Source organism: uncultured Neglectibacter sp. (assembly GCA_937958185.1).
Lineage (GTDB): Bacteria > Bacillota > Clostridia > Oscillospirales > Acutalibacteraceae > Acutalibacter.
The window spans coordinates 1-23,582 of sequence record CALFFN010000037.1 but is presented as its reverse complement, the minus strand read 5'-3'; the positions used below and the strand labels follow the sequence as shown (position 1 = coordinate 23,582).

Below are 23,582 nucleotides of genomic sequence, written 5' to 3'. Positions count from 1 at the left end.
TTTTTCATATGGCTATCGTATTTCAAAAGCCCCACGCATTGACGGACGCGCCGCTGCATTACTGCCCCGGCTGCACCCACGGTATCGTTCACCGGCTGGTGGCTCAGGCGCTGGACGAGTTGGGAGTAGAGGGCAGAACGGTGGGCGTTGCTTCCGTGGGCTGCTCCGTGATGAGCTATGACTATTTCGCCTGCGATATGGTGGAAGCCCCCCATGGCAGGGCACAGGCAGTCGCCACCGGCATCAAGCGGGCAAAGCCCGGCAATGTGGTGTTCACCTATCAGGGCGACGGCGACCTTGCCGCTATCGGCACGGCGGAAACCGTTCACGCGGCGACCCGCGGGGAAAATATCACTGTTATCTTCATCAACAACGCCATTTACGGCATGACGGGCGGACAGATGGCGCCCACGTCCCTGCCCGGGCAGATCACCCAGACCACGCCCTATGGCAGAGACACCAACACCGCCGGATATCCCGTGAAGGTCTGCGAGCTGCTGTCCACCCTGGACGGTGTGGCGTTTGCCCAGCGGGTGACGGTCAGCGACGTGAAGAACGTGAACATTGCCCGGAAGGCCATCAAGAAGGCGTTCCAGAACCAGCTGGACGGCAAGGGCTACTCCATCGTGGAGGTGCTGTCCACCTGCCCCACCAACTGGGGACTGTCCCCCGTGGAGGCGGTCAACTGGCTGAACGAGAACATGGTTCCCTACTATCCTTTGGGCGTGTATAAGGACGTTGAGGAAGGCGTTAAAGTAAAGTGAGCTTTGCCTGATATAGGAGAGAGCTATGCGAAGATTGGGAGAAAGCCGCTGGGAAAACACAGAGAAATCCTGGCGGAAAAACGGATTTTCTTTGCAGGACGTGCAGAAAGCTGCCGGCTGGCTTTTGGAAAAAATGATCTGCTGGGCTGTATGGCAGAGGATTTTGGCTTTGCTCGTCTTTTTTGCGGGAATAGCAGCCCTTGACATCTTTTTCTCCTCCCGGCTTCAAAGATGGTCTTCTCACAGCATAGCAGAGCTGGCGGGTCTCGGCTTTCTATTCTCAAATGCTCTGTTCCTTTTCTGGCTTTCCACTTTTCCGAAATGGGAGATCGAAAAGCGAAAAAAGCTTGCGGACCGTTTTACCGCTATTACCTTTTTTATTGTTTTGATATTGATGATTGTTGACATCTTTCTGACAATGGCACATTTGAAATGACAAAGAAAGGAAAGTGATTGCAACATGAAAAACCTGAATATGATCTTTGCCGGGTTCGGCGGGCAGGGCGTGCTGTTTGCCGGCAAGGTGGCAGCCTATGCCGGGCTTCTCGAAAACAGGGAGATTTCCTGGCTTCCCTCCTACGGACCTGAAATGCGCGGCGGTACGGCAAATTGCAGCGTGTGCATTTCCGACGAGCCCATCGGCTCCCCGCTGGTGACGAACCCCAATGTGCTGGTGGCGATGAACCTGCCCTCGCTGGACAAATTTATTGACACGGTAGAGCCCGGCGGCACGGTGATCTTGGACAGCTCCCTGATCGAAAAAAAGGTGGAACGCACCGATGTGACGGTCCACTATATTCCCGCTTCCGCCATGGCGGAGGAGCAGAGCCTGAAAGGGCTTGCCAATATGATTTTGACAGGCAAGCTGTTCCGCAGCGTCTGCTGCGCCGGCGGCGACTACGGCTTCTGCACAGAGGAAACGCTGGACAAAGCCATTCAGAAATGCGTTCCTGCCCGCAAGGCGGAAATGCTGGATTTTAACCGCAAGGCGGTGCAGCTGGGCGCGGATTATAACGCCTGAACACGAACAAAAAAGAAAAGACCGCCCTGCCGCATTGTCTGCGGCGGAGGCGGTCTTTGCAATCTGTTCAGGGGGGACAGGACTTTGGAGCTGCGTTTTCGGTACCAATTTCTTTACCTTTATTCCGGCGTCGGTCTGAGATGTTCCTTTATCAGTTCAAGCACCCTGCGGAAATAGCCAGGTTCTCCGATATACCAGGTGCCATCTACACAAGTGGCGCTCATATCCTCGCTGATCCAAACTTCTTTGCTATATTTTCTGTTCCGAAAGTCGGCATACTCAAATTGCAGGTGCAGTTCCTTTCCCGCCGGGTAAGTACCGGCGGAAGCTTTATATCGGAACGAGCGTATCCGCGAGCAGATTTCTTCCATGGCTTCCGGGTCTGACACGATAGAAGAGTCACTGACAACATCGATATATGTGAGGTCTTCTGTATCCAAGGTGCGGAAACGCAGCAGCTCTCCCTTTTCCGGCTGGAAAATCTGCTGATATGCGGCATGGATTGCCAGCGCGCATAGAGCGGCGGCAAGCACTGCGATCAGGCTCCGTTTCAAATAGGTTTTACATTTTCCCCAGCCGACCTCTCTCATGCTGTTCCCTCCTTTTTCAGCCGTTTTCATTCTTTATACAACGCAGCGGGGAAAAACACTCACCTGCGGGGAGAAAGTCTCCTGTTTATTCTTGCAGGGAGGGCACAAGGTCTTTGAAATACCCGGCTTTCCCCATGAAATAGTTCCCGCCGGACCATACTCCATTTTCGTCAAAAGCTATGTATTTCTTTTTGCCATCGGCATATATAAGTTCCATATAACAATGTCTGCCCATAGCATAAGCAGATACATAACGGAAATCATACAGCCTGTCGATGATTTCTTCTATGTCCTGGGGCTCCCTGAAATACAGCATTCGCATAACATCTTTTTCTTCGATTACAATGCGTACAATATCTTCCTTTTGAATGTTTCTGAGATATCGCAGCTCTCCTTTTTCCAACGCAAAAAAGCGCTGGTACACAAAGAAAACCGCGAAAACGCAAAGGGCGGCAAGGAATGCTCTTTTTAGATAGCGCATATCTTTTTTCCGCTTTTTTATGCTTCTGTTTCCCATGCTCTACTCCTATTCCAACAGCCCAGCAAGGTTGGACAGGGCAGTGGTATCGCCGCCGTACCAGAGGTCATTAACCAAAAATCCGTCCCCGGCAAACAGATAGCTGTCCGACCTTCCTGCTCTGTGAATGCAAAGCGCAAACCCGCCGTTGGGGTCAGCGCGCTCCCGGTCAAAGCGGAACACGTAGGAATAACGGTAATCGTTCAAGGTCTGCACCACAAACGCCACGGTATCCGGGTCGTGAAAGGCCGTTCTTTCTCCCGTTCGACGGTCCGTCAGGGAAATGGAGCGCACCTCCCGCTCCGAAAGACAAAACAACTGCCCAGCCTCCATGTGTGACTGCGCCCAAAAGCGCTTGCCGCCAAACACCAACAGTAAGCCAGCCAAAAGGAAAGCAATGGTGAACGCGAGATAACGCAGGACATTTTTCTGATTTTTTGCAGCTTTCATCTGTTTCCTCTTTTCCGCCGTGCTAAAACAGCTCCGTCAACGGCTTCAGGGAGCCTTCCTTTCCCGAATATCTGATATTTCCCCAATAGATGCTGCTTTCGTCAAAGAAAAACGGGGGAGAGGCAGCGGGACGGTCACCGCTGGAGGAGGTTTGCAGAAGAAAGCTGTAATTGCTATTCTCACCGCTCAAAGGCTCATAGGTGACAGCGGTATCGCAGCGGAAGCTTTCCAAACAGTTCAGTGCCTGCTCCAGTTTCTCCCGGTCACATATCTCCCGGCTGGTATTGTGGCTGTTTTCCGCATGGCACAGGGTCAGGCTCTCCACCGCTTCCCGGCGAAAGCGGAACAACTGCCCCGGTTCCAGTGGCTGCTCGGAAAAATTGCCGGAAGGCTGGCAAAACGTCAGAAAAATAATTGCGGCAAGAAAAACTGCCGCCGCAGCAGCACACATTACAAAAGTCAAGCGCCTGCCGCAGATTTTTTCTTTCATCTTTTTTCCCTCCTTTGCTCTTTATACAACGGAGCGGGGGAAAACACTCACCTGTTTTGGAAAAAATTTCCCTGCGCGGAGCAGGACGGGAAAGGGAAGAATAATTTTTGGAAATGCCGTCTTGCAAATTGACGGGACTTATAGTAGAATAAAAACAAAGAATGAGCCGGAAGAAAAAGGAGTGCTTTTAGAATGCCCTTACAGTTGAATGACGGTTATTTGAAGGACTTTATTTCCAGCCACGAGTATGAGTGCATCGCGCCCCAGGTCAAAGCTGCCCACGACACACTGGCGTCGGGAAAAGGACCCGGAGGGGATTTTACCGGGTGGGTCGAGCTGCCCACCGCGTACGACAAGGAAGAGTATGCGCGTATCAAAGCCGCGGCGAAGCGTATCCAGCAAAATTCCGATGTGTTTATCGTCATCGGGATCGGCGGCTCCTATCTGGGCGCCCGGGCTGCCATTGAGTTTTTGAGATCCGATAAGTACAACGATTTGAAAAAGGATACCCCCAATATTTATTACACGGGGAACAGTATCAGCTCCACCGCCCTTGCCGAGCTTGTCTCTATCTGCGAGGGGAAAGACGTTTCCATCAATATGATCTCCAAATCCGGCACCACCACCGAGCCGGCGATCGCGTTCCGGGTGTTCCGGGAGCTGTTGGAGAAAAAGTATGGCAAGGAAGGCGCCAGAGAGCGCATTTACTGCACCACCGACCGCCAGAAGGGCACCCTGAAGCAGCTTGCCGACAAAGAAGGCTATGAGACCTTCGTTGTGCCGGACGATGTGGGCGGGCGCTATTCTGTGCTGACTGCCGTGGGTCTGCTGCCCATTGCGGTTTCCGGCGCGGATATCGACGCGCTGATGGCAGGCGCGGCGAAAGCTGCAAAGCTTTACAGCGAGCCTTCTCTGGAGAAAAATGACTGCTACAAGTACGCGGCGATCCGCAATATTTTGTACCGCAAGGGAAAATCCACCGAGGTTCTGGTCAGCTATGAGCCCCGCTACACCATGATGAACGAGTGGTGGAAGCAGCTTTTCGGCGAGAGCGAGGGCAAGGACAACAAGGGGCTGTTCCCGGCTTCCGTGGTATTCTCCACCGACCTGCATTCCATGGGTCAGTATTTGCAGGACGGCAGGCGCAACCTGTTCGAGACCGTGGTGCTCATCGATCAGCCCAAGTATGAGATCACCCTGGGCAATGACCCGGAAAATGTGGACGGGCTGAATTATCTGGAAGGGCGCACCATGGCGTTTGTCAACGAAAAGGCGTTCCAGGGTACGGTGCTGGCGCACAATGACGGCGGCGTGCCCAATGTGGTGCTCCATGCCCCGGATTTCAGCGAGGACACGCTGGGGCAGATCATCTATTTCTTTGAAAAAGCCTGCGCCATTTCCGGCTATCTGCTGGGGGCAAACCCCTTTGACCAGCCCGGTGTGGAGAGCTACAAGAAAAACATGTTTGCCCTGCTTGGCAAGCCCGGCTATGAGGAAGCCAGGGTCCAGCTGGAAGCCAGACTAATAAAGTAAAGCGGTTAAGCTTTACAGAAAAACGCCGTTACGCGGCGAAACGCACGGAAATCCCCGCTCCTTTGGGCGGTTTCCCGTCCAATGAGACGGAATAAAAAATAAAGGAGAGCTTACCATGATTACACTTTTGACAGGAAAAAAAGGCTCCGGCAAGACCAAGAAGCTGATCGAACACGCCAATGCCGCGCTGGAAAAATCCCAGGGCAACGTGGTGGTCATCGAGAAGGGTCAAAAGCTGACCTATGATATTTCCCATGCTGTGCGCCTGATCGATTCCGATGCCTACGATATTAAGGGCGCCGACGCGCTGTGCGGCTTTTTGAGCGGCATTTGCGCGGGCAACTATGACGTCACCGACATCTTTGTGGATTCCACCCTGAAGATCACCGGCACCGGGGCGGAAGCTCTGGAAACCATCATTCCTGAGCTGGAAAAGCTGAGCAAGGCGGCGGACACCAATTTCTGCCTGTCCATCTCCGCCGCGGACGAGGAAATTCCCGCTATGGCGGCTCAGTACATTTTGAAGTGAGTTTACCGGCTTTCATAATTCATCATTCCTTTTTTGGGGAAGGGCGGCTTTCGGGTCGCCTTTTCCCGTTGTAAAGGGCGGTTGACCTGAAAGCCGCCCTGGCAGCCGGTTTACGGTCAGGGGGCGGAAAGCTCCTTCCCCGATGGGGCGGAGCGGGAAATTCCGCAGAAAAGTGCTTGACAAAGCCGAATTTGTTCCGTATAATGTATCAGTACGGCATGAGGTGGCTATGATAGTCGATTTGAAGCGGTTTTTTCAGGGAGAATGCGATACCATAACGGTTGAATTGGACTTGTCCGGGTTGGAATTGGGCGGTGTCAAGCCGTTTTGTGCGCCTGTGAGGGCAACGGTTCAGCTCAGGGGTTTTGCGGATTCTGTGCTTCTTGACGCCCATTTGGACTACACCACGGTGATGCCCTGTGACCGCTGCGGCGAAACCACCCGGCGGGACTGGGTCAAAGACTTTTCTCATGTGCTTGTGTCCGAGCTCCATGAGGAGCAGGACGACGACACCTATGTAGTGGTGTCTGACGAACGGCTGGATTTGGACGAATTGCTGCGGGAGGATATTCTGCTGGACATGCCCAGTAAATACCTGTGTTCTCCGGATTGCAAGGGGCTGTGCCCCAAATGCGGCAAAAACCTGAATGAAGGCGATTGCGGCTGCGAGACCAAAGAGATCGACCCCCGGCTGGAAATTCTGAAAAGCCTGCTGTAAAAGCTTTATACCTGGCAAACACCGTATCAGTCGTGTGATTTTTACGGGTCTACAAATTTCAGAAAAAATTTAAGGAGGTGCTAATATGGCAGTACCTAAGGGTAAAGTGTCCAGCGCCAGACAGAATAAGAGACGTTCTAATGTGTGGAAGCTTCAGGCTCCCGCTCTGATGAAGTGCCCCCAGTGCGGAGAGTACAAAACACCTCACCGTGTCTGTGGAAGCTGCGGCTATTACAATGGCAGACAGGTCATCAAGAAGGAAGCGTAATTATTCTGAAATCAATGAAGGGGAGCGCTTTTGCGTTCCCTTTTCTTTTACCCCCGAATGGGAGGAGGAGCATTTGTGTCAGTAAAGATCATGGGCGTGACAAAGGGCAGCCTGGCGGAAACGCTGGGGATCCTGCCCGGGGACGTTCTGCTGTCCATCAATGAGAAGGAGATCACCGATGTGCTGGATTACCGCTTTCTGGAAACGGAAAGGGTGCTGAAGCTGACCCTGTCCCGCGCCGGGAAGATGTATGTGAAGGAGCTGACGAAGCCGCAGTACACCTCCATCGGTCTGGAATTTGAGACCTATCTTATGGACGAGCAGCATTCCTGCCGGAACAAGTGCATTTTCTGCTTTATCGACCAGCTCCCGAAAGGAATGCGGGAAACCCTGTATTTCAAGGACGATGACGACCGCCTTTCCTTCCTGTTCGGCAATTACATCACCCTGACTAACCTTTCCGACCGGGAAGTAGAGCGCATTTTGCAAATGCACATCAGCCCCATCAATGTGTCCGTCCACACCATGGACCCTGAGCTGCGGTGCAAAATGATGAACAACCGCTTTGCCGGGGATTCCCTGCGCCACCTGTACCGGCTGGCGGAGGGCGGGGTGAAGCTGAACTGCCAGATCGTGCTGTGCCCCGGCGTCAATGACGGCGCGGAGCTGGAATTTACACTGGAAAAGCTGTACGGTCTGGGCGAAAGCCTTTGCAGCGTCGCCTGTGTCCCGGTGGGCTTGACCCGCTACCGGGAGGGGCTGTACCCGCTGACCGCCTATACGAAAGAAAGCGCCGGAGAGGTGCAGGATATCCTGGAGCGGTACGGGGAAAAATTTCTGCGGGAGCGGGGCAGCCGGACGGTGTATGGCTCTGACGAGCTGTACCTCTTGGCGGAGCGCCCCTTGCCGCCCCTGGAATTTTACGAGGATTTCCCCCAAATCGAAAACGGCGTGGGAATGCTCCGTAATTTAGAGGACGAATTTCTCTGGGCAATGGAGGAAGAGCCGCTTCCCGAAACGCCCCGGACCGTCACCGTCCCCACCGGGGAATGTGGCTATGGGTTCCTCAATTCCATGCTTGACGGATTGCGGCAAAAATGCCATAATTTAACTGTGAACCTTGTGCCCGTCCACAACAATTTTTTCGGCGGCACGGTCAACGTGACCGGGCTGCTCACCGGGCAGGACATCGGGAAGACCCTGAAGGGCAGGGAATTGGGGGACGAGGTGCTCATCGTTTCCAATATGCTCCGGGCGGACGAGGATATTTTTCTGGACGATATGACCCTGACAGAGCTGGGCGAGGTCTTGCAAGTCCCCGTACGGAAATTCGGCAATTCCGGGGAAGCCATGCTCTGCGCGCTGCTGGGCAGGGAAGCCCCGGCGGGCGGCTGGCAGAACCCCTACGAGCAGGGGAGCTGGGAAAGCCGGTAGATTTGCAAAGCAAATCTGCCGACCTTCAAGAAGCCCTGAACCGTGAAACGGTCGGGCTTCTTGGGAAAGCCAGTTGTTAGCTGTGAGTTGTTAGTTGTTAGACCGGCTGCGCCGGGGGCAAGTCGAGAAGACAGTGTTCTATGATTTTCAGTGCGTAGTCCGATTGGAAGCCAGTTGTTAGTCGTTAATTATTAGCTGTTAGACGAGGACGGAAAGCCGGACGTCAATTCTGAGAGAAAGGCGCAAAAGGAGGAAAGCATGTCAAAACCCATCGTTGCCATTGTGGGCAGACCCAATGTGGGAAAGTCCACCTTATTCAATAAGATCGTGGGAAAGCGGCTGTCCATTGTGGACGACACCCCCGGCGTGACCCGGGACCGCATTTTCGGGGACGCGGAATGGTGCGGCAGGCACTTTTCCCTGGTGGATACCGGGGGCATCGAGCCGGCGTCCAAGGACATTATTCTGAGCCAGATGCGGGAGCAGGCGCAGATCGCCATTGACTCCGCCGCCGCCATCATTCTGGTGACGGATATCCGCTCCGGCATTACCGCCACGGATTCCGACGTGGCCGCCATGCTGCTGAAAAGCGGCGTTCCCGTGGTGCTGTGCGTCAATAAATGCGACAGCCTGGGCGACCCGCCGGCGGAATTTTACGAGTTTTACAATCTGGGTCTGGGCGACCCGGTGATGGTCTCCTCCGTCCACGGCCACGGCACCGGCGACCTGCTGGACAGAGTTTGCGAGCTGCTGCCGGAGGACACGGAGGAGGAAGAAGAGGGGGATATCATCAAGGTCGCCGTCATCGGCAAGCCCAATGTGGGGAAATCCTCGCTGGTCAATAAGGTGGCGGGGGAGAACCGCTGTATCGTCTCCGACATTGCCGGCACCACCCGGGACGCTGTGGACACCACCATTGAAAACGAACACGGCACCTTCACCTTTATCGACACCGCCGGGCTGCGCAGGAAAAGCAAGGTGGAGGATGCCATCGAGCACTACAGCAACCTGCGCGCGGAAATGGCAGTGGACCGGGCGGACGTGTGCGTGATCCTGATCGACGCCCAAGTGGGCTTTACCGAACAGGATTCCAAGGTGGCGGGCATTGCCCACGAGGCGGGGAAGGGCTGCGTGATCTGCGTCAACAAATGGGACGCCGTGGAAAAGGACGACAAGACCATGCAGGAGATGAAGGAAAAGCTTGAAAGCGATTTTTCCTTTATGTCCTATGCCCCCATCCTGTTTATTTCAGCGAAGACGGGGCAGCGTCTGGACAGGATGTTCGAACTGATCAAGCTGGCTGCGGCAAGCAACGCCATGCGGGTGACCACGGGAACACTGAACGACATTCTCGCACAAGCCACCGCGCGGGTGCAGCCGCCTACGGATAAAGGACGCAGGCTGAAAATATACTATATGACCCAAGCTTCCACCCGCCCGCCTACCTTTGTGTGTTTTGTCAATGACCACGAGTTGTTCCACTATTCCTATCAGCGTTACCTGATAAATCGTATTCGGGACACCTTCGGTCTGGAAGGCACCCCGGTGCGCCTTATCATTCGGGAAAGAACGGATAATAAAGAATGACCGGTTTGAGGGTTTTGAAAGGAGAGAAGGTTATGGTTCCCGTATTATTGTTTGGCGGATATGTACTCCCACTGGCGCTGTGCGTCATTATCGGTTACCTGCTGGGCAGCATCAACTGGTCCATTATTTTGACCCGGCTGTTCAAAAATAAGGCGGATATCCGGGATTACGGCAGCGGCAACGCCGGCATGACAAATGTGCTGCGCTCGGTGGGGAAGCTTCCTGCCGCCCTGACCTTTGCAGGGGACTTCCTGAAATGTGTGGCAGCCATACTGCTGGCGGTGCTGGTGACGCAGCCGTTTGGCTGGGGGGTCGGCGCCGTATGGACCCGGGTGGCACAGTACACGGCGGGAGTCGCCTGTGTGCTGGGGCACGCTTTCCCGCTTTATTACGGCTTCCGGGGCGGCAAGTGCATCGTTACCTCCGCCGCTATGATCGCCCTGACGGACTGGCGGGTGTTCCTGCTCATTATCGCCACCTTCCTGCTGATGTTCGTCTGGAAGCGTATCGTTTCCCTGGCGTCCATCGTTTGCGCTGCTCTCTATCCCGTGTACGCCTTTTGTATCACTTTCTTTTTGGACCGACCCTCTCCCGCTTATCTGATTTTCGTCACAGCAGTGGCGCTGTTTGTGTGCGTTCTGGTGCTTCTCCGCCACCGCGCCAATATCGGGCGGCTGCGCAGACATGAAGAAAAACCTGTGGCATTTGGAAAAAAATCCCAAAAAGCGGAATGATTTCTGTCAGCGGCTGGAAAAGTCCACTCGCATTTGGGAGAAATTGGGCGAAAATTTCGGCGTTTTTCACAAGAATCACGGCTTGTTTCCGTGCAAACAGCCGGAGATATTGACTTTTTTCTTTCCATGTATTATGATAGACAACAGTCTAATACTAACATGGAAGACAAATTGAGACCTTCATATGGATTTCCGAAGAAAGGCTCTTTCTTGCGGGATCGTTAGGAAGTGAAATTTTTGGATAAATATGTGATAAACGGCGGCTGCCGCCTGACTGGTGAGGTCACCATCAGCGGCGCGAAAAACGCGGCGGTGGCGATCGTTCCCGCCACTATTTTGGCGGATTCCCCCTGCCTGATCGAAAATATCCCCGACATTTCCGACGTCAAGGCGGTCACTCGCATTCTGGAAGAAATGGGTGCGGGAATACGCTATCTGGACCGGCACACCCTGGAGGTGGATCCCCGCCCTATCGACACGGATACCGTTTCGGCGGAGTGCGCCCGGCGCATTCGGGGGTCGTACTATTTTATCGGCGCTCTGCTGGGGCGCTGCCGCAGCGCGGTGGTCCCCATGCCCGGCGGCTGCAATTTGGGCGTCCGCCCCATTGACCAGCATTTGAAGGGCTTTGCGGCGCTGGGCTGTGAATACAGCCTGGATAACGGCATGATCTCCGTGAAAGCGGAAAACGACCTGCACGGGGCAAATGTGTACATGGACGTCGTCACCGTTGGCGCTACCATGAATATCATTCTGGCTTCCGTAAAGGCAAGAGGGCTGACCATCATTGAAAACGCCGCCAGAGAGCCCCATATCGTGGACCTGGCGAACTTTTTGAATACCCTGGGCGCCGATGTTCGCGGCGCGGGCACGGACACCATCAAGATACACGGCGTGCAGAAGCTGCGCGGCGCCACCTATTCCATCATTCCCGACCAGATCGAAGCGGGCACCTACATGGTGGCCGCGGCTGCCACCGGCGGCGACGTGACGGTGAAGAACGTGACGCCCAAGCATTTGGAATCCATTTCCGCAAAGCTGGTGGAAATGGGCGTGACTGTGGAGGAGGGGGACGATTCCGTCCGCGTTGTGTGTGACAAGCCCCTGAAAAAATGCAATATCAAAACCATGCCCCACCCGGGCTTCCCCACGGATATGCAGCCACAGATCACCACGCTGCTGTCCATTGCCCGCGGGACAAGCATGGTCAGCGAAGGAATTTTTGAAAGCAACCGTTTCAAATATGTGGACGAGCTGCTGCGCATGGGCGCACAGATCACGGTGGACGGCAAGGTCGCCATCGTGGAGGGCGTGGACCATTTGAAGGGCGCCCCCATTCGGGCGCTGGACCTCCGGGCAGGCGCGGCAATGGTCATTGCCGGGCTGGCTGCCGAGGGGGTCACGCAGGTGGAAGACGTGCAGTATATCGAGCGCGGCTATGAAAATATCGTAGAAAAGCTGGTCGGGCTGGGCGCGGACATTTACCGCAGCCAGAAGCCGGAGCAGGCTTTGGATAAAATCGGATAAGCAATTTTTTGAACAGGAAAGCAAGTGGGGAAAACTCCTTTGGCGGCTGTTACTGCCGCCGCTTTGGGTTTTCCCTTCTCTTATAAGAAAGGGGAATATTCCATCTTATATGGTGGAATATGGGAAAAGGGGATTTTGACATGGCGAGACTTTGCCCGCTTTACAGCGGCAGCAGCGGAAACAGCTATTACATAGGCTCCCGCAGCGCGGGGCTGCTCATTGACGCCGGACGCAGCGCCCGGCAGCTGGACAACATGCTGAAGCTCTGCGGGATCAACCCGCTGGCGATCCAGGGCATTCTGGTGACCCATGAGCACACAGACCACATTTCCGCCCTGCGGGTATTCGCCAAAAAATACCAGCTCCCCATTTTTGCTTCCCCCGGTACCCTCGCCGCGTTGGAGCCTCAATTAGACGGGGCGGCACTGTACCCGGTGGAGGAGGGCTTGCAGCTTGCCGGCATGACGGTGTTTCCCTTTTCCACCTCCCACGACTGTGCCCAGCCGCTGGGCTACCGCATTCAGACAGAGGACAAAAGGATTTTGGGTTTTGCCACTGACCTGGGCTACCTTTCCGACACGGTGCGGGAGCACCTGCTGGGGGCGGATATGGTAGTGATCGAATCCAATCACGACCCGGAAATGCTCCGTACAGGGGGCTATCCCTATCCCTTGAAGCAACGTATCCTGTCTGACCGGGGGCACCTTTCCAACCCAACCTGCGCCGCGTTCCTGCCGGAGCTTGCCCGAAGCGGCACGAAGCGCTTCCTGCTGGCACATTTGAGCCGGGAAAACAACACCCCCGCTCTGGCAAGGGATACCTCCCTGTCCGCTCTGGTGCAGGCAGGGCTGGTACAGGAGGTGGATTTCCTGCTGGATACGGCAAGGCCGGAAAATTCCAAGGGAGCAACGGTCATCTTTTAGGGAGGGCATATGCTGGACGTTCGCCTGATCTGCATTGGAAAACTGAAGGAAGCCTACTGGCGGGACGCTGTGGCGGAATACGAAAAGCGGCTGCGCCCCCTTTGCAGGTTCCGGCTGATAGAACTGCCGGAAGCGCGTCTTCCAAACGACCCCTCGCCTGCCCAGATCGCCGCGGCGCTGGAGCAGGAGGGGAAGGAAATCCTGGGAAAAGCGGCGGGCACCCTGTACCCGCTGTGCATTGAGGGCAGGGAGATAGATTCGCCCACCCTTGCGAAAAAGCTGGAAAGCGCCATGCAGTCCCCCGGCGCGGTGAGCTTTGTGATAGGCAGCTCCCACGGGCTTTCGGAAGCGGTGAAAGCTGCCGGGCAGGGGCTTTCCATGTCGCCTATGACCTTTCCCCACCAGCTTGCCAGGGTGATGCTCTGCGAGCAGCTCTATCGGGCGTTCCAGATTTTGAACGGCACCAAATATCATAAGTAGACGCAACTGAGAAATTAGGAATGAGCAATGAGCAATGATAGTTTAGAAATAGGGAAAAGGTGGGGGAATCCTTAATTTCTAATTCCTAATTTCCAATTCCTAATTCGGCACCCAATACGGTCTGCGGGAGCATACTGTCAGTAAAACGGCAAAGCGACCAGCAAAAGCCGGAAGCCCTCCGGCGGCGCGTTGCCCATGAAAGCAGATGTAAGGCGCAGGCAACATAGTCAAAATAGATTTTCAAGTAACCAAAAAGTCGGAGGACGGCAACGCCATTCCGGCGAAGCTGTCCTTCCGAAAGGGAAGGAAGATGTAAATTTGGAAAAGGAAGAAAAAGCGATGGAGCAGCCCGCGGAAACGCAGAAGGCTTCCGGGCAGGCTCCTCAGAAAAAAACGGTATGGGAAACGGTAAAAGCCTATTGCCGCCTGTATTTTGTGGACGCTATGAGCGCCATGGCGCAGGGGCTGTTTGCTTCCCTGCTGATTGGCACGATCATCTCCACCGTCGGAACGCAGTTCGGTATCCCGGTGCTGGCGGAGATCGGCGATTTTGCCAAGGCGATGGCAGGCCCGGCAATGGCGGTCGCCATCGGGTACGCGCTGAAAGCCCCGCCGCTGGTGCTGTTTTCCCTGGCGGCTGTAGGCAGCGCCGCCAATCAGCTGGGCGGTGAGGGCGGTCCCCTTGCCGTGCTGCTCATTGCCATTGTGGCGGCGGAGCTTGGCAAGCTGGTCAGTAAAAAGACAAAGGTGGACATTCTGGTGACGCCGCTGGTGACGATCCTCTCCGGCGCGGCGCTGTCCTATCTTTGCGCCCCTGCTATTGGCAGTGCTGCCGCCAGCGTGGGGAACCTCATCATGTGGGCGACGGACCTGCAGCCCTTCTTCATGGGCATTTTCGTGTCTGTCCTCGTGGGCATTGCCCTGACCCTGCCCATCAGCAGCGCCGCTATCTGTGCCGCGCTGGGGCTGACCGGGCTTGCGGGCGGCGCCGCCGTGGCTGGCTGCTGTGCCCAGATGGTGGGCTTTGCGGTCATCAGCTTCCGGGAGAACAGATGGGGCGGCTTGGCAGCGCAGGGGATCGGCACCTCCATGCTGCAGGTGCCCAATATCATCAGGAACCCCAGAATTTGGATCGCGCCCACCCTGGCGTCCGCCATCACGGGTCCCCTTGCCACCTGCGTGTTCAAGCTGCAAATGAACGGCGCGCCCATTTCCAGCGGCATGGGCACCTGCGGGCTGGTGGGGCAGATCGGCGTATATTCCGGCTGGCTCAGTGACATTGCCGCCGGGACGAAGGCTGCCATCACCGTCATGGACTGGGTGGGGCTGCTCCTCATTTCCTTTATTTTGCCCGCCCTGCTTTCCTGGGTCATCAATCTGGGGCTGAGAAAGCTCCATTGGGTCAAGGACGGCGATATGAAGCTGGAGGTTTGAAGTAAAACCAACCAAAAAGAGCGTTTCCCAGGCGGGAAGCGCTCTTTTCTCTAACTACTAACAATCAGCCGCCCTGCGCCAGCATGGCGTCGGCGACCTTGACAAAGCCGGAAATAAAAGCGTTTCCATGGAAACTAACCATGAAAAAAGGGGTCGCTTCCCAACGGGGAGCGATCCCTTCCTAATAACTAACAACTAATAGCTAACAACTACCTCAGCAGACGCCCTGCGCCAGCATGGCGTCGGCGACCTTGACAAAGCCGGCAATGTTCGCACCGGCGACATAGTTCTTCGGCACGCCGTATTTCTCCGCGGCTGCGTCGGCGCTGGCAAAAATGTTTTCCATAATGCCCTTGAGCTTCTGGTCCACTTCCTCAAAGGTCCAGGAAAGCCGCTGGCTGTTCTGGGACATTTCCAGAGCGGAGGTGGCAACGCCGCCTGCGTTCGCCGCCTTGCCGGGGGCAAAGAGAACCCCCGCCTTCTGCAGCAGCTCGGTGGCTTCCATGGTGGTGGGCATATTGGCGCCCTCCGCCACTGCCAGCACGCCGTTTGCGATCAGCGCCTTGGCGTCGTCGGCGGTCAGCTCGTTCTGGGTGGCGCAGGGGAGGGCGATATCGCATTTTACGCTCCACACACCTTTGCCCTCGTGATATTCGGAATCGGGACGGTAAGCTTTGTATGCCGTCAGCCGTTCCCGCTTGACTTCCTTGATCTCCTTGACGGCTGCCACGTCGATCCCCTGGGCGTCGTAGACCCAGCCGGTGGAATCGGACAGCGTGACCACCTTTGCCCCCAACTGCTGTGCTTTCTGGGCGGCGTAGATCGCCACATTGCCCGCGCCGGAAATGGCAACGGTCTTGCCGGCAATGTCAATGCCGTTTTTCTTCAGCATGGCGTCGGTGAAATACAGGAGCCCATAGCCCGTGGCCTCGGTACGCGCCAGAGAACCGCCGTAGGTCAGCCCTTTGCCGGTGAGAACGCCCTCGAAGGAGTTTTTCAGGCGTTTGTACTGTCCAAACATATAGCCGATCTCCCTGGCGCCCGTGCCGATATCCCCGGCGGGCACATCGGTGTCCGCGCCGATATGGCGGAACAGCTCGGTCATAAAGCTCTGGCAAAACGCCATGATCTCCCGGTCGGATTTTCCCTTGGGGTCAAAATCAGAGCCGCCCTTGCCGCCGCCGATGGGCAGCCCGGTCAGGGAGTTCTTGAAGATCTGCTCGAAGCCCAAAAACTTGATGATGCCCAGATTGACGGAGGGGTGCAGCCGCAGACCGCCCTTGTAGGGACCGATGGCAGAGTTGAACTGCACGCGGTAGCCGCGGTTGACCTGTACCTTGCCCTTGTCGTCCACCCAGGGCACGCGGAACATAAGCTGGCGCTCCGGCTCGACAATGCGCTCCAGAATGCCGTTTTCCTCGTACTTGGGGTTTGCCTGGATCACAGGCTCCAGGGAGGTGAGCACCTCGGTGGCTGCCTGGATAAATTCCGGCTGACCCGGGTTCTTTTGCTTCAAGAGCTCCAGTTGTTCGGTAACATAGGACATGGGGATCCCTCCAAAATGAAAGTTTATCAATGTAATCTTGCATATCGACTTTCAAAGTCTACCATACAAAATCACGTTTGGCAAGTAAAAATTTGAAACTTCCTGAAAACCCGCACTCTGCTGAAAAATCCGGCTTCCTGATTCCCGGTTCTGTGAAATATGCGAAAAAGCCGGAAAACCAGAATCTTTGTCCGGGGAAATCTTGACAGAAGGCGGCGGTTAGGGTACAATATTTCTGTTTGTGGAAAGGGAAAAACAGGGAACCCCGCTTTTTCCCCTTTCCGAAAAAAATCAGGGCGGCAGCCTGCAAGTTTGGCAGACGGAGGTTTTATCTATGCAGAAAAAGGAAATGCTCTATGAGGGAAAAGCAAAGAAGGTCTACGCGACCGACCAGCCGGAGGTCTACATCGTCTCCTATAAAGACGACGCCACCGCCTTTAACGGGCTGAAAAAGGGCACCATCGTCGGCAAGGGCGTGGTGAACAACCGAATGTCCAATTTCATGTTCCGTCTGCTGGAGCAGCAGGGGATACCCACCCATTATGTGGAAGAGCTGAATGACCGGGAAACCGCCGTGAAAAAGGTGACCATCGTTCCCCTGGAGGTCATCGTGCGCAACACCGCCGCAGGAAGCCTCTCCAAGCGGCTGGGTCTGCCGGAGGGCACCCCCATGAAGACCCCGGTGCTGGAATACAGCTATAAGAACGACGAGCTGGGCGACCCCATGGTGAACGATTACCATATTCTTGCCATGGAGCTTGCCACCCGGGAAGAGCTGGACGAGATCGCCGCCATGAGCTTTCAGATCAACGCGCTGATGGTGGATTTCTTCAAGAGCGTGGGCGTAGATCTGATCGATTTCAAAATTGAATTCGGCAAGACCTCCGACGGGAAGATCATTCTGGCGGACGAGATATCCCCGGACACCTGCCGCTTCTGGGACGTGGAGACCCACGAGAAGCTGGACAAGGACCGCTTCCGCCGGGACATGGGCGGCGTAGAAGACGCGTATGCCGAAATGATGCGGCGGATCGGGCTTGCCGACTAGTTGTTAGCTGTTAGTATTTAGTTGTTAGAAAGGGCGTACACCTGCGGTGGGCAATCGTGAAGCAACTCTACGCTGAAGGATTTCACTTCACCCGACCGTAGGTTTCTGACCTTTCCAGCATCTAGAATCCAGAATCTAGAGTTTACTATACAGAGAATTCGGAAAGGCTGATCTTGAATGGCAAGAGACTGTTACGAATCCCCGCTGTCCGCCCGGTACGCGGACAGCGAAATGAAATATCTTTTTTCTCCCGACATGAAGTTCCGCACCTGGCGGAAGCTTTGGATCGCTTTGGCGGAAACGGAAATGGAGCTGGGGCTGCCTGTGACAAAAGAGCAGGTAGACGAGCTGAAAGCCCATGCGGAGGAGATCAATTACGAGGTGGCGGAAGCCAGGGAAAAGGTGGTGCGCCACGATGTGATGAGCCATGTGTACGCCTATGGGCAGCAGTGCCCGGGGGCGGCGGGGATCATTCACCTGGGGGCGACCTCCTGCTACGTGGGAGACAACACCGACGTCATTGTGATGACGGAGGCGCTGAAGCTGGTCCGGGATAAGCTGGTCACCGTGCTGCGGGTGCTGAAAAAGTTCGCGGAGGAATATAAGGACCTGCCCACGCTGTCGTTTACCCATTTCCAGCCTGCCCAGCCCACCACGGTGGGCAAGCGGGCGACCCTGTGGATCCAGGACCTGCTCATGGACCTGGAGGACGTGGAGTACCAGCTCTCGAAGGCAAAGCTTCTGGGCTGCAAGGGCACCACCGGCACCCAGGCAAGCTTTTTGGAGCTGTTTGAGGGCGACCACGAGAAGTGCCGGGAGCTGGATAAACGGATCGCGGAGAAAATGGGCTATGAAGCCTGCTTTGCCGTGTCCGGGCAGACCTATTCCCGGAAGCTGGACAGCCAAATGCTGAACGTGCTGTCCGGCATTGCCCAGAGCGCCGCCAAGTTCTCCAACGATACCCGCCTGCTGCAGCACCTGAAGGAAGTGGAGGAGCCCTTTGAAAAGAACCAGATCGGTTCTTCCGCCATGGCGTACAAGCGGAACCCCATGCGCAGCGAGCGCATTGCGTCCCTTAGCCGGTATGTGATGATCGACGCGGTGAACCCTGCCATGACCGAGGCGACCCAGTGGTTCGAGCGGACGCTGGACGATTCCGCCAACAAGCGGATCAGCGTGCCGGAGGCGTTCCTTGCCGTGGACGGCATTTTGAACCTGTACGCCAACGTGGCGGACGGGCTGGTGGTGTACCCCAGGGTCATAGAACAGCATATGCTGCGGGAGCTGCCTTTTATGGCAACGGAAAATATTATGATGGACGCGGCAAAGCGCGGCGCGGACCGTCAGGAGCTGCACGAGCGCATTCGGGTACATTCCATGGCGGCGGCAAAGGTAGTCAAGGAAGAGGGCGGAGAAAACGACCTGCTTGCCCGCATTGCCGCAGACCCCATCTTCGGCGTGACCCTGGAAGAGCTTCACGAAATTGTAAAGCCCGAAAAATATGTGGGCAGGGCGCCGAAGCAGACGGAAGAATTTCTTTCTGAAGTGGTCGAGCCGGTATTGAAAAAGTACGAAGACGTGCAGGAAGAAAAACCTGAAATCAGTGTATAATGAGCAATTAGCAATTAGAAATTAGCAATTAATTGTTAGCAAAGGACGCTGCTATGATAGAGCTGTATGTTCCCGAAAAAGCCGATTTGTGGTTTCGGAAAGAGCTTCTAAGCGATTCGGACACTATGAGCTACAACAGAGGATATGACTTAGGCTTTCCGGAATATCATAATGAGACCGGCTGTATCGACTTTCCGGAAGAAAATTGGGACGGCTGGTATCAGAGATGGGTCAATGCCCAGCCGGAGCGGTTTTACGCCTATCTGCGGCGCAAATCGGACGGCGCTTTTCTGGGAGAAGTGAACCTCTATCAAAAAGGTCCTGAGGGCTGGTATGAAATGGGAATTGTCCTGCATGCGAAGTACCGAGGACAGGGGTATTCCAAAGAAGGGATCAAGCTGCTGCTTCGGTATGCCTTTGAAAATATGGGGGCGGCTGCGGTAAGCAACGAGTTTGAAACCAGCCGGAAAGCTGCCTGGAAAATCCATGAAGCCGCGGGGTTTCAGCCGGTCTGTAAAGCGGATAACCTTGTCACTCTTGTCGTGACAAAGGAACAGTACGAAAGTTTAACGTCTAAAATCTAGTATCTAGCATCTAGTAGGAAAGGTTTGTGGGATAACATGGTAAAGGCTATAGTTGGTGCGTGTTGGGGGCGCTGGTCGCCAGTGGCGACCGTCCAGCGCTGTCTGAGCCGGCAGGCGAGACCGGCGCTTGAAAATACAGGAAAGGTTTGTGGGATAACATGGTAAAGGCTATAGTTGGTGCGTGTTGGGGCGACGAAGGCAAGGGGAAGATCACAGACGTGCTGGCGGAAGATTCCGATATCGTGGTGCGCTTTCAGGGCGGTTCCAACGCGGGGCACACCATCATAAACGGGTATGGGAAATTTGCCCTGCACCAGCTTCCCTCCGGCGTGTTCCGGCAGAACATCGTGAACATCATCGGAAACGGCGTGGCGCTGTCTGTGGAGAATTTCATCAATGAGATCAATTCTATTGTGGAGCGGGGCGTGCCCGCGCCGAAGCTGCTGGTTTCCGACCGCTGCCAGATCGTCATGCCCTACCACAAGGAGCTGGACGGCATGGAGGAAGCTAGGCTTGCCGCAAAATCCTTTGGCTCTACCAAGTCCGGCATTGCGCCGTTCTACTCGGATAAATACGCCAAGATTGGCTTCCAGGTCAGCGACCTGTACGATGATAAGGAGTCCCTTTACGAGCGCATCGACCATGTGCTGGGCTTGAAAAATGTGCTGTATACCGAGCTGTACCATCAGAAGCCGCTGGACAGGGACCAGGTGTACGCGAAGCTGATGGAGTATAAGGAAGCCCTTGCGCCCTATGTGGCGGATACCACCACGCTGCTGTACAACGCCGTGAAGGACGGGAAAACCATTTTGCTGGAGGGGCAGCTCGGCTCCCTCAAGGACCCTGACCTGGGAATTTACCCCATGGTGACCTCCTCTTCGCCGCTGGCTGGCTACGGCGCTGTGGGCGCAGGCGGGATACCGCCCTATGCCATCGAAAAGATCGTCACGGTGGTAAAGGCGTATTCCAGCGCTGTGGGCGCGGGAGAATTTGTTTCCGAGATATTCGGGGACGAAGCCGACGAGCTGCGCCGCAGGGGCGGAGACGGCGGCGAATACGGCGCGACTACCGGGCGCCCCAGAAGAATGGGCTGGCTGGACCTTGTTGCCGCCCGTTATGGCTGCATGGTGCAGGGCGCGACGGATATCGCCTTTACCGTGCTGGACGCGCTGGGGTATCTGGACGAGATACCCGTCTGCGTGGCATACGAGCTGGACGGGAAGAAAATCGACTATTTCCCCTCCACGGCACAGCTCAAGCGCTGCAAGCCCGTGTTAGAGGTGCTGCCCGGCTGGAAATGCGATATCAGCGGGATCAAGCGCTATGAGGATTTGCCGGAGAACGCCCGGCGGTACGTGGAATTTGCCGAACGGCAGATCGGCGTGCCCATCACGATGGTATCGAACGGCCCTGCCAGAGACGACATCATGTACCGTGTTAGTTGTTAGTCGTGAGTAGTTAGTTGTTAGAGGAGAGAGCAGAAAAGAGCGGAATGGAGAGACAACCGCTCTTTTTCGCTTTTGGAAGGCATACTATGAGAGAGCGGCATTTTTACATTTGGAAAGGAAGCAAAAGCTATGTGTGGTATCGTGGGCTATATCGGAGGAGAACAGGCAGCGCCCTTTCTGCTGAACGGGCTGACGAAGCTGGAATACCGGGGGTATGACTCCGCAGGCGTTGCCGTGTACGAGGGCGGCAGCCTCCATGTGGTGAAATCCAAGGGCCGGCTCAGCGTGCTGGACGGCATTTTGCAGGGCGGGAAGGCTCTGCCCGGCACGGTGGGCATTGGGCACACCCGATGGGCGACCCACGGCGCGCCCTCCGATGTGAATTCTCACCCCCAGGAAAGCTCCGGCGGGAAGTTCGCCGTGGTGCACAACGGCATTATCGAAAATTATCTGGCGCTGAAAAACCACCTGATCCACCGTGGCGTGGAATTTGTCTCCGACACGGACACCGAGGTGGTGGCGCAACTGCTGGAATACTACTACCGCGGCGACGTGCTGGACGCCGTGCAGAAAGTGATTGGGCGTGTGGAGGGCAGCTATGCTTTGGGCATCATCTGCGCCGACTGCCCGGACAGGATTTTCGCCGTCCGCAAGGACAGCCCCCTGATCGTGGGCGCGGGGCAGGGGGAGAATTTTATCGCCTCCGATATCCCCGCGATCCTTTCCAAGACCCGGGACATCTACCGCCTGAAGGACAAGGAGATCGCCGTGCTGGAGCGGGAGAAAATCTCCTTCTTCAACGAGGAAATGGAGCCGGTGGAAAAGACGCTGGAGCGGGTGGAATGGGACGTTGCCGCCGCGGAAAAGGGCGGTTATGAGCATTTCATGATGAAGGAGATCTGCGAGCAGCCGGAAGCGCTGCGGAAAACCATTTCTCCCCGCATCAGGGACGGCAGGGTGGTGCTGGACGATATCACCCTGTCCGCGGAGCAGATCAGGGACATCGACAAGGTGTTCATCGTTGCCTGCGGCACGTCCTACCATGTGGGCGTGGTGGCAAAGTACGCCTTTGAGAAGCTTTTGAAGCTCCCCTTGGAGGTGGACGTAGCGTCCGAGTTCCGCTACCGCGACCCCATCATCAACGACCGCACGCTGGTCATTATCATCAGCCAGTCCGGCGAGACCGCCGACACGCTGGCGGCGCTGCGCATGGCAAAGCAGTCCGGCGCGCGGGTACTCTCCATCGTGAACGTGGTGGGCAGCACCATTGCCAACGAATCTGACGATGTGCTTTACACCTGGGCGGGACCTGAGATCGCCGTAGCGTCCACAAAGGCGTACAGCACCCAGCTGGCGATGATCTACCTTATCGTCCTTTATATGGCGCAGGAGCTTGGCACGCTGTCGGAAGCGGAGCGAAAGGAATATCTGGACGACCTGCAGCGGCTGCCCGATCTGGCGGCAGCCTGCCTTGCGGACAAGGAGACCATTCAGTATTTTGCTTCCCGGTACTTCAACGCGGGGGATATGTATTTTATCGGCAGGAACGTGGACTATGCCGCTTCTCTGGAAGCTTCCCTGAAGCTGAAGGAAATTTCCTATATCCATTCCGAAGCCTACACCGGCGGCGAATTAAAGCACGGCCCCATCTCCCTGATCGAAGACGGCACGCTGGTCATCGCCATCTGCACCTATGACCGGCTGTTCGATAAGATGATGAGCAATGTGAAGGAGGTCAAGGCCCGGGGCGCCGTGGTGCTGGGCATTACCACCCGCGGTCGCGAAGGCGCGCTCCGGCAGGAGACGGACTACCAGTTCTGTATCCCGAAGATCACCGATTTCATGCTGCCCAGCCTCTCCATCATTCCCCTGCAGCTGTTCGCCTATTATATTGCGTCCATGAAGGGCTGCGACATCGACAAGCCCAGGAATCTGGCGAAGTCGGTGACAGTAGAATAAATGGACACAATGGACGGAAAAAGCAGTGGCAAGTATGGAATACTTGCCTTTTGCGTTGCAAAACCCTGCTTTTTCATAGTCTCTAGGGAATAATGGACGGAAAAAAGACTTTGTGGTATGAAATACCACAATTCTCCTGCGGAGAACCGTCTTTTTCCACTGCGTTGAGGGTGCACCAATCTATGGGTTTTGGTGTTCTAAGAGTCGCATAGTGGGCGGAAAAAATATTTCCCAGTTTGAAAAGTCATTTTGTGTGTTACGAGAATTTGTGAAAAAACGGAAACTCCTGTCTTCTTTTGAGACAGGAGTTTCTTTATACCAATAAAGAAACCACCTGCTATGCAGGTGGAATGGATAAACTTTAGTGAAAGGGAGAAAAAGTGGAAA

The 23,582-nt window shown here is 55.5% G+C and carries 24 protein-coding genes; 19 read left to right on the top strand and 5 right to left on the bottom strand.

Annotation, left to right across the window (positions count from 1 at the left end; all coding sequences use genetic code 11):
* Positions 1–8 precede the first annotated feature (8 nt).
* Genes AB8996_RS11070 through AB8996_RS11060 form a run of 3 tightly spaced genes read left to right on the top strand, consistent with a single transcriptional unit; the run spans position 9 to position 1,785 of the window.
* Entirely contained in the window at positions 9–764 is a 756-nt protein-coding gene (locus AB8996_RS11070) for a thiamine pyrophosphate-dependent enzyme (RefSeq protein ID WP_369299050.1), read from the top strand.
* A 34-nt stretch (positions 765–798) separates the two neighbouring features.
* Entirely contained in the window at positions 799–1,200 is a 402-nt protein-coding gene (locus AB8996_RS11065; RefSeq protein WP_369299049.1) for a hypothetical protein, read from the top strand.
* A 24-nt stretch (positions 1,201–1,224) separates the two neighbouring features.
* A complete protein-coding gene (locus tag AB8996_RS11060; RefSeq protein WP_369299048.1) occupies positions 1,225–1,785 on the top strand; it encodes a 2-oxoacid:acceptor oxidoreductase family protein in 561 nt (186 codons plus the stop codon).
* A gap of 119 nt (positions 1,786–1,904) precedes the next feature.
* On the opposite strand, the gene AB8996_RS11055 is transcribed toward AB8996_RS11060, so the two are convergent.
* The 4 genes from AB8996_RS11055 to AB8996_RS11040 form a co-directional block, all read right to left on the bottom strand.
* Complete coding sequence (locus AB8996_RS11055; protein ID WP_369299047.1) at positions 1,905–2,375, bottom strand: hypothetical protein; 471 nt, start codon at positions 2,373–2,375, stop codon at positions 1,905–1,907.
* An 85-nt stretch (positions 2,376–2,460) separates the two neighbouring features.
* The gene (locus AB8996_RS11050) at positions 2,461–2,691 is read right to left on the bottom strand and encodes a hypothetical protein (RefSeq protein ID WP_369299046.1); all 231 of its coding nucleotides are present in this window, start codon (positions 2,689–2,691) and stop codon (positions 2,461–2,463) included.
* Positions 2,692–2,901: 210 nt separating this feature from the next.
* Entirely contained in the window at positions 2,902–3,342 is a 441-nt protein-coding gene (locus AB8996_RS11045) for a hypothetical protein (RefSeq protein WP_369299045.1), read from the bottom strand.
* Positions 3,343–3,364: 22 nt separating this feature from the next.
* Positions 3,365–3,832, bottom strand: coding sequence for a hypothetical protein (locus tag AB8996_RS11040; protein WP_369299044.1), 468 nt, complete (start codon positions 3,830–3,832; stop codon positions 3,365–3,367).
* 192 nt (positions 3,833–4,024) lie between these two features.
* Here AB8996_RS11040 and AB8996_RS11035 point away from each other — a divergent pair, with 192 nt between their 5' ends.
* The 11 genes from AB8996_RS11035 to AB8996_RS10985 all read left to right on the top strand — a co-directional run bounded on the left by AB8996_RS11035 (position 4,025) and on the right by AB8996_RS10985 (position 14,999).
* Entirely contained in the window at positions 4,025–5,365 is a 1,341-nt protein-coding gene (locus AB8996_RS11035) for a glucose-6-phosphate isomerase (RefSeq protein WP_369299043.1), read from the top strand.
* A gap of 115 nt (positions 5,366–5,480) precedes the next feature.
* Entirely contained in the window at positions 5,481–5,894 is a 414-nt protein-coding gene (locus tag AB8996_RS11030; RefSeq protein WP_369299042.1) for a hypothetical protein, read from the top strand.
* A gap of 229 nt (positions 5,895–6,123) precedes the next feature.
* On the top strand, positions 6,124–6,612 hold the full coding sequence (locus AB8996_RS11025; RefSeq protein WP_369299041.1) for a DUF177 domain-containing protein: 489 nt from the start codon (positions 6,124–6,126) through the stop codon (positions 6,610–6,612).
* A gap of 85 nt (positions 6,613–6,697) precedes the next feature.
* Positions 6,698–6,880, top strand: coding sequence for a 50S ribosomal protein L32 (rpmF, locus tag AB8996_RS11020; protein WP_369299040.1), 183 nt, complete (start codon positions 6,698–6,700; stop codon positions 6,878–6,880).
* Positions 6,881–6,955: 75 nt separating this feature from the next.
* Positions 6,956–8,314, top strand: a complete 1,359-nt coding sequence (locus tag AB8996_RS11015) for a DUF512 domain-containing protein (RefSeq protein ID WP_369299039.1) — start codon at positions 6,956–6,958, stop codon at positions 8,312–8,314.
* Positions 8,315–8,572: 258 nt separating this feature from the next.
* On the top strand, positions 8,573–9,901 hold the full coding sequence (der, locus tag AB8996_RS11010) for a ribosome biogenesis GTPase Der (RefSeq protein WP_369299038.1): 1,329 nt from the start codon (positions 8,573–8,575) through the stop codon (positions 9,899–9,901).
* Positions 9,902–9,933: 32 nt separating this feature from the next.
* A complete protein-coding gene (gene plsY / locus AB8996_RS11005) occupies positions 9,934–10,635 on the top strand; it encodes a glycerol-3-phosphate 1-O-acyltransferase PlsY (protein WP_369299037.1) in 702 nt (233 codons plus the stop codon).
* 237 nt (positions 10,636–10,872) lie between these two features.
* The gene (locus tag AB8996_RS11000; protein WP_369299036.1) at positions 10,873–12,162 is read left to right on the top strand and encodes a UDP-N-acetylglucosamine 1-carboxyvinyltransferase; all 1,290 of its coding nucleotides are present in this window, start codon (positions 10,873–10,875) and stop codon (positions 12,160–12,162) included.
* 140 nt (positions 12,163–12,302) lie between these two features.
* Positions 12,303–13,085: an MBL fold metallo-hydrolase gene (locus tag AB8996_RS10995; RefSeq protein WP_369299035.1), complete on the top strand. Its 783-nt coding sequence runs from the start codon at positions 12,303–12,305 to the stop codon at positions 13,083–13,085.
* Between the two features lie 9 nt (positions 13,086–13,094).
* Complete coding sequence (locus AB8996_RS10990; RefSeq protein ID WP_369299034.1) at positions 13,095–13,565, top strand: 23S rRNA (pseudouridine(1915)-N(3))-methyltransferase RlmH; 471 nt, start codon at positions 13,095–13,097, stop codon at positions 13,563–13,565.
* Between the two features lie 318 nt (positions 13,566–13,883).
* On the top strand, positions 13,884–14,999 hold the full coding sequence (locus tag AB8996_RS10985; protein ID WP_369299033.1) for a PTS transporter subunit IIC: 1,116 nt from the start codon (positions 13,884–13,886) through the stop codon (positions 14,997–14,999).
* Positions 15,000–15,213: 214 nt separating this feature from the next.
* Here AB8996_RS10985 and gdhA read toward each other — a convergent pair whose 3' ends face one another.
* Positions 15,214–16,545: an NADP-specific glutamate dehydrogenase gene (gene gdhA / locus AB8996_RS10980; RefSeq protein ID WP_369299032.1), complete on the bottom strand. Its 1,332-nt coding sequence runs from the start codon at positions 16,543–16,545 to the stop codon at positions 15,214–15,216.
* 334 nt (positions 16,546–16,879) lie between these two features.
* Here gdhA and purC point away from each other — a divergent pair, with 334 nt between their 5' ends.
* The 5 genes from purC (at position 16,880) to glmS (ending at position 23,195) form a co-directional block, all read left to right on the top strand.
* A complete protein-coding gene (gene purC, locus AB8996_RS10975; RefSeq protein WP_369299031.1) occupies positions 16,880–17,593 on the top strand; it encodes a phosphoribosylaminoimidazolesuccinocarboxamide synthase in 714 nt (237 codons plus the stop codon).
* Positions 17,594–17,770: 177 nt separating this feature from the next.
* Complete coding sequence (gene purB / locus AB8996_RS10970; RefSeq protein ID WP_369299030.1) at positions 17,771–19,204, top strand: adenylosuccinate lyase; 1,434 nt, start codon at positions 17,771–17,773, stop codon at positions 19,202–19,204.
* 53 nt (positions 19,205–19,257) lie between these two features.
* On the top strand, positions 19,258–19,788 hold the full coding sequence (locus AB8996_RS10965; protein ID WP_369299029.1) for a GNAT family N-acetyltransferase: 531 nt from the start codon (positions 19,258–19,260) through the stop codon (positions 19,786–19,788).
* 158 nt (positions 19,789–19,946) lie between these two features.
* Positions 19,947–21,236, top strand: coding sequence for an adenylosuccinate synthase (locus AB8996_RS10960; protein ID WP_369299028.1), 1,290 nt, complete (start codon positions 19,947–19,949; stop codon positions 21,234–21,236).
* 129 nt (positions 21,237–21,365) lie between these two features.
* On the top strand, positions 21,366–23,195 hold the full coding sequence (glmS, locus tag AB8996_RS10955; protein WP_369299027.1) for a glutamine--fructose-6-phosphate transaminase (isomerizing): 1,830 nt from the start codon (positions 21,366–21,368) through the stop codon (positions 23,193–23,195).
* The last annotated feature ends 387 nt before the right edge of the window (positions 23,196–23,582 follow it).